13 protein-coding genes are annotated in these 14,949 nt (G+C 67.0%); 3 read left to right on the top strand and 10 right to left on the bottom strand.

Annotation, left to right across the window (positions count from 1 at the left end; translation table 11 throughout):
- Window positions 1-17 precede the first annotated feature (17 nt).
- Window positions 18-935 carry an alpha/beta fold hydrolase gene (locus tag OHB12_RS29935; RefSeq protein ID WP_327112896.1) on the top strand — a complete coding sequence of 306 codons (918 nt, stop codon included), beginning with the start codon at window positions 18-20 and terminating at the stop codon, window positions 933-935.
- 465 nt (window positions 936-1,400) lie between these two features.
- Here the strand turns inward: OHB12_RS29935 and OHB12_RS29930 are convergent, their stop codons facing one another.
- The 8 genes from OHB12_RS29930 to OHB12_RS29895 form a co-directional block, all read right to left on the bottom strand.
- The gene (locus tag OHB12_RS29930) at window positions 1,401-2,660 is read right to left on the bottom strand and encodes an acyl-CoA dehydrogenase family protein (protein WP_327112894.1); all 1,260 of its coding nucleotides are present in this window, start codon (window positions 2,658-2,660) and stop codon (window positions 1,401-1,403) included.
- Window positions 2,661-2,690: 30 nt separating this feature from the next.
- Window positions 2,691-3,569 carry an SDR family oxidoreductase gene (locus tag OHB12_RS29925; protein ID WP_327112892.1) on the bottom strand — a complete coding sequence of 293 codons (879 nt, stop codon included), beginning with the start codon at window positions 3,567-3,569 and terminating at the stop codon, window positions 2,691-2,693.
- Between the two features lie 79 nt (window positions 3,570-3,648).
- Entirely contained in the window at window positions 3,649-4,527 is an 879-nt protein-coding gene (locus OHB12_RS29920) for a MaoC/PaaZ C-terminal domain-containing protein (protein ID WP_327112890.1), read from the bottom strand.
- Window positions 4,524-4,958 carry a type II toxin-antitoxin system Rv0910 family toxin gene (locus tag OHB12_RS29915; RefSeq protein ID WP_327112888.1) on the bottom strand — a complete coding sequence of 145 codons (435 nt, stop codon included), beginning with the start codon at window positions 4,956-4,958 and terminating at the stop codon, window positions 4,524-4,526. Before OHB12_RS29915 ends, OHB12_RS29920 begins: the two co-directional genes overlap by 4 nt.
- Before the next feature lie 38 nt (window positions 4,959-4,996).
- Window positions 4,997-6,202 (bottom strand): lipid-transfer protein, encoded by a 1,206-nt coding sequence (locus OHB12_RS29910; RefSeq protein WP_327112886.1) that lies wholly within the window; start codon window positions 6,200-6,202, stop codon window positions 4,997-4,999.
- 319 nt (window positions 6,203-6,521) lie between these two features.
- The gene (locus tag OHB12_RS29905) at window positions 6,522-7,154 is read right to left on the bottom strand and encodes a TetR/AcrR family transcriptional regulator (RefSeq protein WP_327112884.1); all 633 of its coding nucleotides are present in this window, start codon (window positions 7,152-7,154) and stop codon (window positions 6,522-6,524) included.
- A 100-nt stretch (window positions 7,155-7,254) separates the two neighbouring features.
- Window positions 7,255-8,400: an MFS transporter gene (locus OHB12_RS29900; protein WP_327121605.1), complete on the bottom strand. Its 1,146-nt coding sequence runs from the start codon at window positions 8,398-8,400 to the stop codon at window positions 7,255-7,257.
- Between the two features lie 398 nt (window positions 8,401-8,798).
- Window positions 8,799-9,836 carry a GlxA family transcriptional regulator gene (locus tag OHB12_RS29895; RefSeq protein WP_327112882.1) on the bottom strand — a complete coding sequence of 346 codons (1,038 nt, stop codon included), beginning with the start codon at window positions 9,834-9,836 and terminating at the stop codon, window positions 8,799-8,801.
- A gap of 127 nt (window positions 9,837-9,963) precedes the next feature.
- On the opposite strand from OHB12_RS29895, the gene OHB12_RS29890 reads away from it, so the two are divergent.
- Window positions 9,964-10,854: an imine reductase family protein gene (locus tag OHB12_RS29890; protein WP_327112880.1), complete on the top strand. Its 891-nt coding sequence runs from the start codon at window positions 9,964-9,966 to the stop codon at window positions 10,852-10,854.
- 158 nt (window positions 10,855-11,012) lie between these two features.
- Here OHB12_RS29890 and OHB12_RS29885 read toward each other — a convergent pair whose 3' ends face one another.
- Both OHB12_RS29885 and OHB12_RS29880 read right to left on the bottom strand, forming a co-directional pair.
- Window positions 11,013-12,230, bottom strand: a complete 1,218-nt coding sequence (locus OHB12_RS29885) for an NADP-dependent isocitrate dehydrogenase (RefSeq protein WP_327112878.1) — start codon at window positions 12,228-12,230, stop codon at window positions 11,013-11,015.
- Between the two features lie 335 nt (window positions 12,231-12,565).
- Entirely contained in the window at window positions 12,566-14,083 is a 1,518-nt protein-coding gene (locus OHB12_RS29880; RefSeq protein ID WP_327112876.1) for an MFS transporter, read from the bottom strand.
- A 128-nt stretch (window positions 14,084-14,211) separates the two neighbouring features.
- Between OHB12_RS29880 and OHB12_RS29875 the strand changes: the two genes are divergently transcribed.
- On the top strand, window positions 14,212-14,940 hold the full coding sequence (locus OHB12_RS29875) for a TetR family transcriptional regulator (RefSeq protein WP_327112874.1): 729 nt from the start codon (window positions 14,212-14,214) through the stop codon (window positions 14,938-14,940).
- The last annotated feature ends 9 nt before the right edge of the window (window positions 14,941-14,949 follow it).

The raw sequence follows: 14,949 nt of genomic DNA, 5'->3' as shown, positions 1-14,949 counted from the left end.
CCGTCCAGGAAGGGGTGATGACGATGTCGTCTGAAACCTCCAAGTCCTCCTCTGCCGCCGACCGCTCCGGCACCACCCCACGAAAAACCGTCACGCGAGGTTCCGCCGCTGAACCCCGGCCGATCAAGGCGCTGCACCTGGGTTCCGGCGACCCGCTGCTGTTGCTGCACGGATTCATGCTGTCGCCGCATTGCTGGGAACAGACCGCGGCGCGGCTGTCGACGCAGTGCGAGGTGTTCGCGCCCGCGTTCGCGGGTCACTGGGGCGGCGCGCCCTCGGACAACGGGCCGGTCGACCTGCACGCGCTCGCCGACCGGATCGAGGACCAGCTCGACGATCTCGGCTGGCGCACCTGCCATATCGCGGGAAACGCGCTCGGCGGCTGGGTCGGCGTCGAACTCGCCCGCCGCGGCCGGGCCCGCACGCTGACGCTGATCGCGCCCGCTGGCGGTTGGCACGCGCCCTCGCTCACCCAGCTGCGAGTCGGCCTGAAATTCCTCGCGCTGGTCCCATTCATCGAAATCGCCAAGCACCTGGGCGGATTCGCGACGGACAACCCGATCGCCCAGCGGATCGCCCTGCTCGCGTTGAGCAAGAACGCCTCCGCGGTATCGCGACGCGACACCGCGGCCACCATCACGGCAGCACTGCACTGCACTGCCATGATTCCCATGATTCTGGACAGCATCCGCTCGCCGGAGCAGGAAGATCTATCCACCCTGCAGACGCCGGTCCGGCTACTGCTGTCGGAATACGACCGGGTCATCCCCAATCGCGTCTACGCCCGCCGCTATCTGAAGGAACTGCCGGAATCCGCCGACCGCATCCTGGTCAACGGCGTCGGCCACGTGCCGATGCTCGAGGCGCCGGACCGCATCGCCACCCTCATCGCCGAACACGTCTACGCCAGCCGGAACCGGCTGCGCGCTGTGTAATTGGCCGCGCGGGCGCGGCGTGTTCGCGGCCCCCTGGTGGCTCGCGTCCGAGCGGCCGACGCTGGCGACTTCGTCGCGAACACGTCGGCCACTCGGACGCGAGCCGGGCCGCGAACAAACAATGCCCGATCTCGCTTCGCTCGGAACCGGCAGTCTGGCCTACGTGTTGCGTCGAGAGGCGAACGCGGTACTAATTGCTCGCACATCGCCCTGAACGTTCACAGCTGCTCTCCTCATAGCTCGCATTCGAGCGACCGCCGGTAGCGACTTCGTCACAAACACGTCGGCCACTCGGACGCGAACCGGGCCGCGAACAAACAATGCCCGATCTCGCTGGCCCGAAAATAGCGAATTTTCCCCACCCACGGCGGAGCGCGCAGCGCCCCTGAACAGCTTCGCTCGGAACCGAAAGCCGGGCCCGATGTCGTTGTATAGGGTCAAGCGCGAAGTGCCCAGGCTCGGGCACTATTGCGCGAGCAAGCCCTTGGCGATGTGCGTCACCTGGATTTCGTTGCTGCCCGCGTAGATCATCAGCGACTTGGCGTCGCGTGCGAGCTGTTCCACGCGGTATTCGGTCATGTAGCCGTTGCCGCCGAACAGCTGGACCGCCTCCATGGCGACCTCGGTGGCCGCCTCTGACGCGTACAGCTTCATCGCGGAGGCCTCGGCGAGCGTCGGCGGCTTGCCCGCCCTACCTCGTTCGAGGGTGTTGAAGACCATGTTCTGCACGTTGATTCGCGCGATCTCCATTTTCGCCAGCTTCAACTGAACCAGCTGGAACCGTCCGATCTCCTGGCCCCAGAGCTTGCGGCTCTTGGCGTACGCCAGGCAGAGCCGGTGGCATTCGTTGATGATGCCCAGCGCCATGAAGGCGACGCCGATGCGCTCGGCGGTGAAGCTGGAACGGGCGCTGTCCCTGCCGTCGCCGCCCTCGTGCTTCTCGGTCTCACCGAGTAACCGGTCCCGGCCGACCCGCACGTTGTCGAAGAACAGCTCACCGGTCGGCGAGGAGTGCAGTCCCATCTTCTGGAACGGCTTGCCCTGGCTGAGGCCTTCCATGCCCTTGTCGAGCACGAAGGTGAGCACCTCGCGTTCGCGCTTGTCTCCGCCCGCACCGTCGTCGAGCTTGGCGTAGACGATCATCACGTCGGCGTAGGGCCCGTTGGTGATGAAGGTCTTCTGTCCATTGAGGATGTAGTCCGCACCATCGCGTTTGACGTAGGTCTTCATGCCACCGAACGCGTCCGAACCGGAATCCGGTTCGGTGATCGCCCACGACGCGACCTTCTTCATGGTGACGATATCCTTCAGCCAGCGCTCTTTCTGCGCAAGCGTGCCACGCGACATGATGGTGGTTGCGCCGAGCCCGGTGCTCACGCCCATTGCGGTGACCAGGCCCATGCACACCCCGGACAGCTCGCCGATCAGCACCGCCATCAACGACTCCTGCCCGCCGAACGGGCTTGCGCCGGACGACTTCTTCGTCTTCTCCGGCTTCGTCTCGCCGGGGGCTGCCGCCTCGCGCGCCCGCTGCTCGGCCAGCATCTTGTCCACGGCCTCGCCGCCCATGGCATCGATCCCGAACTGGCTGAACAGTTTTCGGAGAATCGGATACGGCGGCAGTTCGCCGCTGTCGAGCGCGTCCAGGTTGGGGCGGATCTCCTTGTCGATGAACGCCCGGACGGCATCGCGGATCAGCACATCGGTCTCGGACCATTCGAACATCGTCGTTGTTCTCCTAACGTTCCCGCGCGGTCAGGGCAGCCGGGCGGCGATGTCGTCGATCGCCCACGGCCCCTCGGTCTCGATGGTCTTGACGTCGTGCCAACCGGCCAGCTCGGAGATGGCGCCGCCCTGCACCGCGAACACCTTGCCGGTGAGCGAGCACTTGTCGCCGGCCAGGTAGGCCACCAGCGGCGAGATATTGGCCGGGCTGAAGGCGTCGAAACCGCCCTCCTCGACGGCTTCGGCCTCGGCCGCCATGATATCGCCCATACCTGGCGTGGCCAGGGTGAGGCGGGTGCGCGCGATCGGTGCGATCGCGTTGACGCGCACGCCGTAGCGCGCCAACTCTTCGGCGGCGACCAGGGTCAGCGCGGCGATCCCCGCCTTGGCCGCGCCGTAGTTGGCCTGGCCTGCGTTCGGCACGGTGGTGCCGGAGGCCGAGGCCGTGTTGATCACCGCGGCATTCGGCTGCCTGCCCGCCTTGGACTGTTCCTTCCAGTACGCGGCGGCATGGTGCAGCACCGCGGCATGGCCCTTGAGGTGCACGGCGATCACCGTGTCCCACTGCGCCTCGTCCATGCCCGCGAGGAAAGCGTCGCGCAGGATGCCCGCGTTGTTGACCACGATATCGAGCCCGTCGAACTCCGAAATAGACTGCACCACAACGTTTTTTGCGCCGCCCCAGGTGGCGATGTCGTCGGTGTTGGCGACCGCCCTTCCGCCGGCGGCGACGATCTCGTTCACGACCTCCTGCGCGGGTCCGCTGTCGGTTCCCTCGCCCGCATTGCTGCCGCCGCGGTCGTTGACGACCACGGCGGCGCCTTCCTTCGCGAACAGCAGTGCGTGCTCGCGGCCGATGCCGCGGCCTGCACCGGTGATGACGGCGACCCGTCCAGCCAGTGCACCCATATGTTGTCTCCTTCATCCGAGCGATGGGGTGTGTGAATGCTGTGGCAGAGCTCCGGCAGACACCGGAATGACCGCCGAATCAGTCGGCGATTTCCGCCAGTCCGTCGCTGAGGACGACATCCGCACCGCGTACGGTCTCGAACGCGTAGGTGGTCATGCCGTCGGCCGAGCCGACCTTCCAGATGCGGGTCTCCAGATCGTCTCCGGGAAAGACCAGCTTCGCGAAGCGCACCGCGAAGCGCTTCAGCCGACGCACCTCCGAGCCACCCACCTCGCCGAGCACCGCCCACGACGCGAAAGCCATGGTGCACAGCCCATGCGCGATGATGCCGGGCAGCCCGGCATCCTCGGCCACCTGCTCGTCCAGGTGCAGCGGCACCGGATCGCCGGAAGCCGGTGCGTAGCGGAAGGTCTGGTTGTTGTCGACGTGCTGTGGCACGACCGCGATCGGCTCCTGCCCGCGCAACCTCTCGTCGAACTTGTGCGCGGGAGCGGCCTCCCCGACAGTCTTTCCCGCGTCGACATTGCGGAAGAAGGCGGTCAGATACTGCTCGTTGACCAGTTCGCCTGTCTCGCTGCGGCATTCGATGAGAATCGTGATGGCCGTCCCGTTGGAGCGGCTGGTGTAGCCGGTCGCCTTGGCGCGCGACACCAGCCGATCGCCTGGCAGGATCGCCCGATGGCAGTGGAAGTCCTGCTCCCCGTGTACGACCCGGCCGAAGATGTCCATCGGCGCGACGTCGATCACCGGCATCATCATGGCCTCGAAGACCGGGACGATGGCGAAGACGGGCGGGGCCACCACCCCCGCCAAGTGCGCGGCGATCGGATCGTTGGTCGCTGCGGCGTACTCCGCGATACGCGCGCCGGTGACTTCGAAACGCTCTTCGTCACACCAGGTTTCCAGGCCCGCGTCGTCGAACTCGACAACGCGGGCAGCGGTGGTCTCGGTGCTCATACCGAGGCCAGCGCGTCGAGCTGTTCGAGTGACCGATCGAGCTGCTTGATGCCGTCCTTCTCGACCGCCTTGCCCAGCGCGCCCTTGATCAGCGCGCCCTCGAATTCGCCGGACACCAAGATCGTGCTCCCATCGCCTTTGGGCTGGATGTCGAAGGTGAATTCGGTCTTCACCCCGGCCATGCCCGCGCCGCCGAGGGTCAGTTTGTTCGGCGCGGCGACCGAAACGACGGTCCACTCCAGTTTGTTCGCCATACCGAGCATCACGATCTTGGCGACCAGCTTGACACCCTCGTTCAGCACGACAGGCGGCTCCTCCATGAAGCGCTCGTGGATGGTGAACCACTTGTCCCAGGTCTGCGGGTCGGAGACGACCGCCCACAGCGCCTCGGGGGTGGCGTTGACGTCCTTGGTGGCTTCGATGTGTCCCATAATCTTCTGCTCCTCGTCGGGTGCGGCGTGAGCCGCATTCAGCGGTCGGCGCGCTGGTAGGCGGTGACGACCGCGGCGCCGCCGAGGCCGATGTTGTGCTGGAGCGCGGCGGTGACGTTGTCCACCTGCCGCTTGTCCGCGGTGCCGCGCAACTGCCAGGTCAGTTCGGAGCACTGCGCCAGACCGGTGGCACCGAGTGGGTGGCCCTTGGAAATCAGGCCACCGGAGGGGTTCACGACCCACTTGCCGCCGTAGGTGGTCTGGTTGTCGTCGATCAGCTTCCCCGCCTCGCCCGCGCCGCACAGGCCGAGAGCTTCGTACAGCAGCAGTTCGTTGGCCGAGAAGCAGTCGTGCAGCTCGATGACCTGGAAGTCCTCGGGGCCGAGCCCGGCCTGCTGATAGACCTTCCGCGCGGCTTGGACGTTCATGTCGTAGCCGATGAGGTTCTTGGCGGTGCCGTCGAACGTGGAGGCGAAGTCGGTGGTCATCACTTGGCCGACGATCTCCACCGCCTGCGCGGCGAGATCGTGCTTGTTCACGAAGTCCGCACTCGCCAGGATCACCGCGCCGGACCCGTCGGAGGTCGGCGAGCACTGCAGCTTGGTGAGCGGGTCGTAGATCATCCGCGAGCCGAGGATGTCGTCGAGCGTGTACTCGTCCTGGAACTGGGAGTACGGGTTGTGCACCGAGTGCCTGTGGTTTTTGTAGCCGATCTTCGCGAAATGCTCCGCGGTGGTGCCGTACTGCTTCATGTGCTCGCGGCCCGCGGCGCCGAACATCCACGGTGCCACCGGGAACAGCACCTCGGAGATCTCGGCGAGCGCCATGACGTGCTCGGCCATCGGCTGCTCGCGGTCGTCCCAGGTGGAGCCGAGCGAGCCCGGTTGCATCTTCTCGAAGCCCAGCGCCAGTGTGCAGTCGGCCAGCCCGCCCCGGATCGCCTGCGCCGCGAGGTAGAGCGCGGTCGAGCCGGTGGAGCAGTTGTTGTTCACGTTGACCACCGGGATGCCGGTGCGGCCGAGTTCGTAGACGGCGCGTTGTCCCGAGGTGGACTCGCCGTAGACATAGCCGACGTAGGCCTGCTCCACCAGGTCATAGGCGATGCCGGCGTCCGCGAGTGCCTTGGTCCCCGATTCCTTGGCCATGTGCGGGTAGTCCCAGTCGCTGCCGTCGTCGTTCTTGCGGCGGCCCGGCTTCTCGAATTTCGTCATGCCGACGCCGACGACGTAGACCCTGTTCGCCATCGAACTCCTCAGATAGTGCGCGCTCCGCGGGCGCGGCGGATGGTCATGGGCCGACCCGTCCGGATCCAGCCGAAACAAACATACAAAGATGTATGTAAGTACGCAAGGGGATCGAACCGACTGCGCCCAGCCAGCCCCGATGGCCAGGGGTTTACGGACTTCTGTCACATACAGCGAGATGTGTATGCGAGCCGATTCGCTGAAGCGCTACCGACTCGGCGACACGGAAACGCGCGAGCAGCCGCGCCTCGCGACAGTTCGGGAACAAGGCTCACTCGACGAGTTGGACAGCCCAGAAGTCCCGATCCGGGCATACCGGCTATTCGGTGGTGAGGGCGGCGGCGGCGATCTCGCGGAGGTGGGCGCAGGCGCGGCGCCAGCGGCGGTGGGCGCGTTCGGGATCCGGGTCGATGAAGTTGGAGATCAGGATGCCGCGCAGCGCGTCCATCGCGGTGTAGATGAAGTCGCGCGCCTCCTTACGGCGTACGTCGTCCGGCACGAAGCGGGCGACCGCCATCAGGACGGCGTTGTTGACGAACGGCTCGACCTTCTCCATCGTGGCGGCGAGCACCGGATCGGTCCGCCCGGCCACCCACAGTTCGACGGTCGCGATGAACAGCGGGCCCTGGTGCAGCTCCCACAGGAAGTCCAGCGCCGCCGCGACCGGATCGACACCGCCCTCGACCCGGGACATCTCCCGCATCGCGGTCTCGGCGCGCAGCTGCGCCAAATGGCTGATCGCGGCGACCACCAGATCGGTCCTCGAACCGAAGTGGTGCACCTGAGCCCCGCGGGTCACTCCCGCCCGTTCGGCCACCCGGGGGGTAGTCGTCCCCGCATACCCGTACTCGACCAGGCAATCCACCGTCGCGTCCAGCAACCGGGCGCGCATCTCGGTGCTGCGCTGCTCCTGCGTACGCCGCTGCCGCTTCACCGGTACACCCCTGGCCATCCGCCGATCCTACACTTACATACAGCTCTGTATGTTCCGGCGAGCGGATGGCAAAGAGACCTCTCGGCCGCTGCCGCAACAGGTACCACTCGCGCTGGGGTCAGGAGTGGGTGGTGGGGCGACGGGCGATCCAGGTGGTGAGGAGGAAGAGGAGGATGCCGAGAACAGCGAGACCCGCGCCGACGATGGCGGGAGCGGTATAGCCGAGGCCCGCGGCGATGACGATACCTCCGAGCCAGGCGCCGCCGGCGTTGGCGGTGTTCAAGGCAGCGTGGTTCAGGGCGGCGGCGAGCGTTTGGGCGTCGGCGGCGACGTCCATCAGGCGGGTCTGCAGGCTGGGCGACAACACGGCTCCGGAGGCGCCGACCAGGAATGCCCCGACGGCCGCGGTGTACGGGTTGTGCGCGGCGGCGACGAAAACGGCGAGGATGACGGCCATAGCGATCATGGACGCGAAGATCGCACGGTCCACGCCGCGGTCGGCCAGCACGCCGCCGGCGATGTTGCCGACCACCATGCCGACGCCGAACAGCATCAGCACCACCGGCACCAGCCCGGCCCGCATTCCCGCGACGTCGGTGAGCGTGGTCGCGATGTAGGTGTAGACGGCGAACATGCCGCCGAAGCCGACGGCACCGACCAGCAGGGTCAACAGCACCTGGGGGCGGCGCAGCGCGCCGAGTTCGATCATCGGGTTGGTCGCTTTGATGCCGGTGAGTGCCGGGACGAAACGAATCAGGGCCGCGACGGTGGCGACGCCGATCACCGCGACCACCACGAACGCGTCGCGCCAGCCGAGATGCTGGCCGAGCCAGGTGGCGGCGGGAACGCCGACGACATTGGCGGCGCTCAGCCCCAGCATAACTGCGGCAATCGCCTTGGCCCGCTGCCCCACCGGGGCGAGCGTGGCGGCGGCGAGCGAGGCGACACCAAAGTAGGCGCCGTGCGGCAACCCGGAGACGAACCGCGCGAGCACCAGCGTCTGGAACGAGGGCGCCAGCACGGTGGCCACGTTACCCAGGGTGAACGCGACCATCAGCGCGATGAGCAATTGCTTGCGTTGAACTCGCGCGGACAGTGCGGCGATCACCGGAGCACCGATCACCACGCCGAGCGCGTAGGCCGACACCGCGTGGCCCGCGGTCGGTTCTGAGACTCGCATGGAGGAAGCGATGTCTGGCAGCAACCCCATGGCGACGAATTCGGTTGTGCCGATCCCGAATCCGCCGAGCGCCAGCGCCGACATGGCGGGAATGTGCCAACGCGTCCGCTCGGCCTCGTCGGGACGTGCGCGCGTGCGAGTGGCTACCAGGGTCACACGGTCATGTAACCGCTCGGCCGGCGGATCCGCTTCCCAGAGCAGACGTGAGTTCGACCACCGTGCCATCGAGAAATCATGTAGGTCAGCTCCGGAAGCCGCAATCGGGACGAACCTCCCTCCTGTGGCAAGGATCGCGCGCTACCGCTGCCCCGACAGCAGTACGCGGCGGCTCCCGAGAACGCGGGTCCGGCGACGGACTCGTCGGGAGAATGCCGAGAACCGCGAGGGTGGCGCCTACGGCGACGTGGCGTAGCCGAATCCCGCCGAACCACGTGCCTGCGGTGTCAGCGATGTGCACTGCAAGACACAAGAATTCGCACGCTTCAGTCCGCCGCCGATCCGACCCGGGATTTCCTACCCGCACTGGCATCCGCCGGAGAGCGCCGCTGGAAAGTGCGGCGGTATTCCGCCGGAGTAACCCCGATGACACCGGAGAAATGGCGGCGCAGGTTGGTGGCGGTGCCGAGGCCGGACATGCGGCTGATTCGTTCGATGCCGTAATCGGTAGATTCCAGCAGGGATTGGGCGTGTGCGAGGCGCTGGCCGAGCAGCCACTGCATCGGGGTCACGCCGGTGGACTGCTGCAGGCGGCGGTGGAAGGTGCGCTGGCTCATGGTGGCCTTGGCGGCGAGGGTCTCGACGGTGAGCGGCTCGTCGAGGTGCGCGATGGCCCATTGCAGCACGGGGCCGAGATCGTCCTCCGCGCGCGCCGGAATGGTCAGGTCGACGAATTGCGCCTGCCCTCCGGAGCGGTGCGGCGGGATCACCATGCGCCGGGCCAGCCGGTTGGCGACGGCCGCACCGAGATCCCGCCGGACCAGGTGCAGGCAGAGGTCGAGCGCGGCGGTCATGCCCGCGCTGGTGAGTATGTCGTCGTCGTCGACGTAGAGCACCGAGCCGTCGACCTCGATACTCGGGTAGCGCTTGGCCAGCAGAGGTGCGTGTTCCCAGTGCGCGGTGACCCGGCGCCCGTGCAAGATCCCGGCGGCGGCGAGGGCGAACGTGCCGTCGCAGAGGGCGACTATGCGCGCGCCGCGGCGATGCGCTTCGACAAGGGCGTCGAGCAGTTCCCGCGGCAGTTCACGTTCGGCGGTGACGCAGTCCTGCGCGACCGAAGGGACGATGACCGTATCGGCCTCCAGCAGTTCCGCGAGCCCGTACTCCGGCCGCAGGAACGCGCCGAAACCCATCGGCTGCGCGTCCGTCGCCAAGGTCACCGAGCAGACCCGCAGGTCGTACCAAGGGTCGGCCAGATCGGGCTGCGGCGTGCCGAAGATCGAGGCCACCACGCCCAGCTCGTAGAGATCCCAGGGGTGCATGGCGCCGGGAGCGAGTGCCATCGCGACGGTTCGACCAGTCATACCACCAGCATGGCAGGAAACGTTTGATTATGGGCAGTCCTGCCACTCACTTCGCGCTGCCCGCAGCACCGAGACTGGTCTCCGGGCGCCCCACACACACCGAACTCACGAACCGACGGAGGAACCAATGAATGACAACCGGACTCCGGTGACCGTCCTCGGCTTGGGGCGCATCGGCGCGACGATCGCCGAGATCTTCCTGCGCAACGGACACCCGACCGTCGTGTGGAACCGGTCCGACAAGGGAAACCGGCTCGCGGAGCTGGGCGCGCGGCCTGCGGCGACGCCTGCTGAGGCGATCGCCGCCGGCAAGCTGGTCGTGGTCGCGGTGGCCGACACCGGCGGGGCCGCCGCCCTGCTCGGCTCGACCCCCGGCGGGCTGGACGGACGCACCATCCTGAACGTTGCCACCGGACGGCAGGATGAGGCGCGCGAACTGGCCGTCGCGCTCAGCGGCCGCGGCGGCTACTTCCTGGACGGCGGCATCCTCGGCGTGCCGCAGACCCTCGGCACGCCCGACACCCTGCTGATGTACAGCGGCTCCCCCATCGCGCAGGCCGAGCACGCCGACACCATCGCCGAACTCGGGAACGCGAAGTACCTCGGTGCGGACGCCGGCCTGGCAGGGCTGCACGACATGGCGGTGCTCGCGGGCATGTACGGCATGTTCGGCGGGTTCTTCCAGGCCGTCGCGATGGTGGGCAGCGAGAACTTCACTGCCGGCGAGTTCACCGACAACTTCCTGGTCCCCTGGTTCCGCGCACTGCTGGACATGCTGCCGGTGCTCGCCGCGGAGGTCGACTCCGGGGAGTTCCCGGTCAACTTCTCCGACCTGGTGGTCAACCAGGCGGGCCTGGCCACTATCCGGACTGCCAGCCGCACCCAGGGCGTGCCGACGGATCTGCTCGACCCGTTGCAGCGACTGTTCGACGCGGAAGTCGAACGCGGCAACGGTTCGGCGAGCTTCACCCGTGCCGTCGCCGGCCTGATCGGCAGCGGCGTGGCGAGCCGGAACTGACCTGGCAAAAACAGTGCGGGCACCCGCTCCACCACAGGTGGGTCGGGTGCCCGATTCCGTTCAGCCCGGCGCTGGGTACCCACCCAGCGCCGGAGTCGGCCGAGCACTATGCCTCGGCCCCGCAGCTCGGCGCCGAGACGGTTCGGCGCCGGGTCGGCTCAGCGCAACGCGCGAGCCAGGTTGGCGTCCAGCGCGCCGAGGAACTCCTCGGTGCTCAGGTAGCCCTGGTCCCCGCCGACGAGCAGCGCGAGGTCCTTGGTCATCTGGCCGCCCTCGACGGTCTTGATGACGACGTCCTCCAGGGTCTGCGCGAAGCCGATGACCTCAGGAGTGCTGTCCAGCTTGCCGCGGTGCTCGAGGCCGCGGGTCCAGGCGAAGATCGACGCGATCGGATTGGTCGAGGTCGGCTTGCCCTGCTGGTGCTGGCGGTAGTGCCGGGTGACGGTGCCGTGCGCGGCCTCGGCCTCACAGGTGCGGCCGTCCGGGGTCAGCAACACGGAGGTCATCAGGCCGAGCGAGCCGAAGCCCTGCGCGACGGTGTCGGACTGCACGTCGCCGTCGTAGTTCTTGCAGGCCCAGACGTAACCGCCCTCCCATTTCATGGACGAGGCGACCATGTCGTCGATCAGGCGGTGCTCGTAGGTGAGGCCGGCCGCGTCGAACTGGGTCTTGAACTCGGCGTCGAAGACCTCCTGGAAGGTGTCCTTGAACATACCGTCGTAGGCCTTCAGGATGGTGTTCTTCGTGGACATGTACACCGGATAGTTCTGCGCGAGCCCGTAGTTGAGCGAAGCGCGCGCGAAATCCTCGATGGACTTCTTGAAGTTGTACATGCCCATCACAACGCCGCCGTCCTCGGGCATCTTCACGACCTCGTGCACGATCGGCTCGCTGCCGTCGTCCGGGGTGAAGGTGAGGGTGACAGTTCCGCCTTGGAACACCTTGAAATCGGTGGCGCGATACTGATCGCCGAATGCGTGACGGCCGATGATGATCGGCTTGGTCCAGCCCGGCACCAGGCGCGGGACGTTGGAAATGATGATCGGGGCGCGGAAGATCGTGCCGCCGAGAATGTTGCGGATGGTGCCGTTGGGCGACCGCCACATCTTCTTCAGGCCGAACTCCTCGACGCGCGCCTCGTCCGGGGTGATGGTGGCGCACTTCACGCCGACGCCGTGCTGCTTGATGGCATTGGCGGCGTCGATCGTGACCTGGTCGTCTGTCTTGTCCCGGTACTCGATACCCAGGTCGTAATACTCCAGGTTCACGTCGAGATACGGGTGGATCAGTTTGTCCTTGATGAACTGCCAGATGATCCGGGTCATCTCGTCGCCGTCGAGTTCGACGACGGTGCCTTCAACCTTGATCTTGGACATGGATCTTCGTGTCCTCCTAGGATGGTGCCCTTATTGCACGGCCAGGCGAAGACGCTTGTGAGCGGACCCCAGCTGTTCCAACAGACAACGTATATGTCCCGCGTTGTCCGCGAGACTTCTGGTGCAAACAAGACAAGCGTACTGCTTCCGAAGATCTCACCACGCGGGCAGCCCCCGGGGTGAGCCGGGCCACGATGGTTACCGATTGGTAGGTCGGCGGCATCTTCACGGCGCGCAACGACCGCGGCCGTCGGCAACCCCTCGATACCGCGACGCACAGGAAACGACGAGGTCCGCGCATCGCCGGTGCGATACGCGGACCTCGTGCGACCGAATCAGACCGCGACCGGAACCCGGGCGTCCGAGGCACCTGCAGCGCCTTGTTCGGAGCCTTCGATCAGGCTCTCGGGCCGATCCCGGATCATGAGGGCGATGACCGGGATAGCCGCGAGGAAGAACCCGGCGCCGACGTAGAAGGCCACGTCGTAGCTGTGGATCGCGGCACGCGCGGCCAAGTTGTCGATGGCCGGATTGTTCGCCGCGAAGGTCTTGGCGACCTGCACCGAGATGGTGGTCAGCAACGCTGTGCCGACCGCGCCGCCGACCTGCTGCGCCGCGTTCAGCAGCGCGGAGGCCACACCCGAGTCCTCTTCCTCCACTTGATGCAGGGCAACGGTCTGCATGCCGACGAACAGCGGGCCCATGCCCAGCGCGATCAACACCTGAGCGGGCAGCACACCCGCGAGGTAACTGTCGCCGTAGCCCAGTTGCGCGAGCAGCACCAGGCCGATGACCCCGAGCACGGCGCCGCCCACCATCAGCGGACGCGGCCCGAGCTTCGGCAGCAACGCGCTGGTGACGCCCGCGGAGATCGCGATGCCCGCAGGGAAGGGCAGGAACGCGAAGCCTGCCTTCAGCGCGGAGTAGCCGAGCGTGATCTGGAAGTAGTAGCTCAGGAACAGGAACATCGCGAACATGGCGATCGGGATGAGCAGCGCGGCAAGGAACGCGCCACCCCGGTTGATCTCCCCAGGAATGTGCAGCGGCAACAGCGGGTTCGACGAGCGCCGTTCGATCGCGATGAAGGCGATGAGCAAGCCCAGCCCCACGATGAGCAGCGCGAGGGTGCTGCCCGCCAGCCAGCCGTCGTCGGCGGCGCGGCTGAAGCCGTACACAATGGCGATCAGACCCGTCGTCACGGTGACGGCGCCCGGCACGTCGTAACCTCCGCTGCGCGGCGTCGGCACGTCCTTCACCACCCAGGCCAGCGCGCCGAGCAGCGCAAGGAACGCGACCGGCGTGTTGACCAGCAGGCACCAGCGCCAGGAGGCGTACTCGGTGAGTGCGCCTCCCGCGATCAATCCGAGCGCCGCGCCGCCGGCGGAGACGCCGGCGAACAGGCCGAAGGCCTTGGCGCGCTCACCGGGTTCAGTGAAGGTCACCGACAGCAGCGAGAGCGCGGCCGGCGCGAGCAGTGCGGCGAACGCACCCTGGAGCGCACGCCCGGCAAACATCTCGGCGCCATTCTGCGCGAGACCGGCCAGGGCGGAGGCGCCTGCGAAGCCGACCAGCCCGATGAGGAAGATCCGGCGCCGCCCCAGGTAGTCGGCCAGCCGACCGCCCAGCAGCAGCAGGCCGCCGAAGATCAGTGTGTAGGCCGTGAGCATCCATTGCCGGTTGCCGTCACTGATGTCGAGATCGCGCTGGGCGAACGGCAGCGAGATGGTCACGATCGTGGCGTCCAGAACCACCATGAGCTGGGCCAATGCGATCACCCCCAGCGCAAGCCAGCGCGCCGAACTGCCCTGTCTTTCCGGAACGTCTACCGCTTTCGCAGTCTCGGTCACCGTCATCTCCTCGTTGGTCGAAGTAGTGGAGCCATCCTGTCATTTGGCGACATTTGTCGTCAAGAGAAAAAAGTCGTAATACGACATTTGGCTGTTCTAGACATGAAACTGTCAGATCGCGATACGATGTGCACATGCTCGAGTCATCAGCGCCGATCGGCGCGAGCGCAGCGGCGGACACCTCCGCGAGCCCACCAGCGAACCCGGGGCAGCCCGGCCTGCGCGAACGCAAGAAGCAGCAGACCAGGCTGCGCATCATCGAGGTCGGCCTCGACCTGTGTGACACCCAGGGCTTCGACGCGACAACGGTCGAGCAGATCGCCAACGCCGCCGATGTCTCGCCGCGCACGATCAACCGCTACTTCGACAGCAAAGAGGACATCGTCCTCGGCCCGGTGAAGGACTTCGGGCTCGCCGTCGCCGAGACTCTGCGCGACCTTCCGGTCGCAGGCAACGAACTCGAGGCGCTGCGCGAGGCGTTCTTGCACGTGGTGGGCCAGGCTGCCGACGAAGGCAACACGGGACCGATCTCGTTCCGGCAGTTCCAGCAGATGCAGCGGATTCTGCGCAGCAGCCCGTCGGTCAGCGCGCGCAGCCTCGAACATGCCGACGACAGGACCGCCGCGATCGCGGCCGTGGTGGCCGAGCGGCTCGGCACCGAACCCGACTCGCCCGCGGTGCGCCTGATCGTCGGAACCTGGCAGCTGATCGGCCACGTCGGCATGGAGTGCTCAGGCGAGGCGTTCGTTCAGGACGACCTTGCGACCGCGGCCGCGGCCGCGGCAGGACGCGCCGCGTTCATCGACACCTTCGACGAGTTCGTACGCACCTGCTGCGTCGCGCGAACCAGCGATGGCCAGTGAGTTCGCCGG

Source organism: Nocardia sp. NBC_01730 (assembly GCF_035920445.1).
GTDB lineage: Bacteria > Actinomycetota > Actinomycetes > Mycobacteriales > Mycobacteriaceae > Nocardia.
Note: the sequence above shows the minus strand (reverse complement) of the source record. Positions and strands in the feature narration are given on the sequence as shown.

Excerpts from the sequence above, each read along its gene's own strand:
- OHB12_RS29935 (WP_327112896.1), top strand. The coding sequence starts at position 18 with ATGACGATGTCGTCTGAAACCTCCAAGTCCTCCTCTGCCGCCGACCGC.
- OHB12_RS29930 (WP_327112894.1), bottom strand. The coding sequence starts at position 2,660 with ATGTTCGAATGGTCCGAGACCGATGTGCTGATCCGCGATGCCGTCCGG.
- OHB12_RS29925 (WP_327112892.1), bottom strand. The coding sequence starts at position 3,569 with ATGGGTGCACTGGCTGGACGGGTCGCCGTCATCACCGGTGCAGGCCGC.
- OHB12_RS29920 (WP_327112890.1), bottom strand. The coding sequence starts at position 4,527 with ATGAGCACCGAGACCACCGCTGCCCGCGTTGTCGAGTTCGACGACGCG.
- OHB12_RS29915 (WP_327112888.1), bottom strand. The coding sequence starts at position 4,958 with ATGGGACACATCGAAGCCACCAAGGACGTCAACGCCACCCCCGAGGCG.
- OHB12_RS29910 (WP_327112886.1), bottom strand. The coding sequence starts at position 6,202 with ATGGCGAACAGGGTCTACGTCGTCGGCGTCGGCATGACGAAATTCGAG.
- OHB12_RS29905 (WP_327112884.1), bottom strand. The coding sequence starts at position 7,154 with ATGGCCAGGGGTGTACCGGTGAAGCGGCAGCGGCGTACGCAGGAGCAG.
- OHB12_RS29900 (WP_327121605.1), bottom strand. The coding sequence starts at position 8,400 with ATGTCGGCGCTGGCGCTCGGCGGATTCGGGATCGGCACAACCGAATTC.
- OHB12_RS29895 (WP_327112882.1), bottom strand. The coding sequence starts at position 9,836 with ATGACTGGTCGAACCGTCGCGATGGCACTCGCTCCCGGCGCCATGCAC.
- OHB12_RS29890 (WP_327112880.1), top strand. The coding sequence starts at position 9,964 with ATGAATGACAACCGGACTCCGGTGACCGTCCTCGGCTTGGGGCGCATC.
- OHB12_RS29885 (WP_327112878.1), bottom strand. The coding sequence starts at position 12,230 with ATGTCCAAGATCAAGGTTGAAGGCACCGTCGTCGAACTCGACGGCGAC.
- OHB12_RS29880 (WP_327112876.1), bottom strand. The coding sequence starts at position 14,083 with ATGACGGTGACCGAGACTGCGAAAGCGGTAGACGTTCCGGAAAGACAG.
- OHB12_RS29875 (WP_327112874.1), top strand. The coding sequence starts at position 14,212 with ATGCTCGAGTCATCAGCGCCGATCGGCGCGAGCGCAGCGGCGGACACC.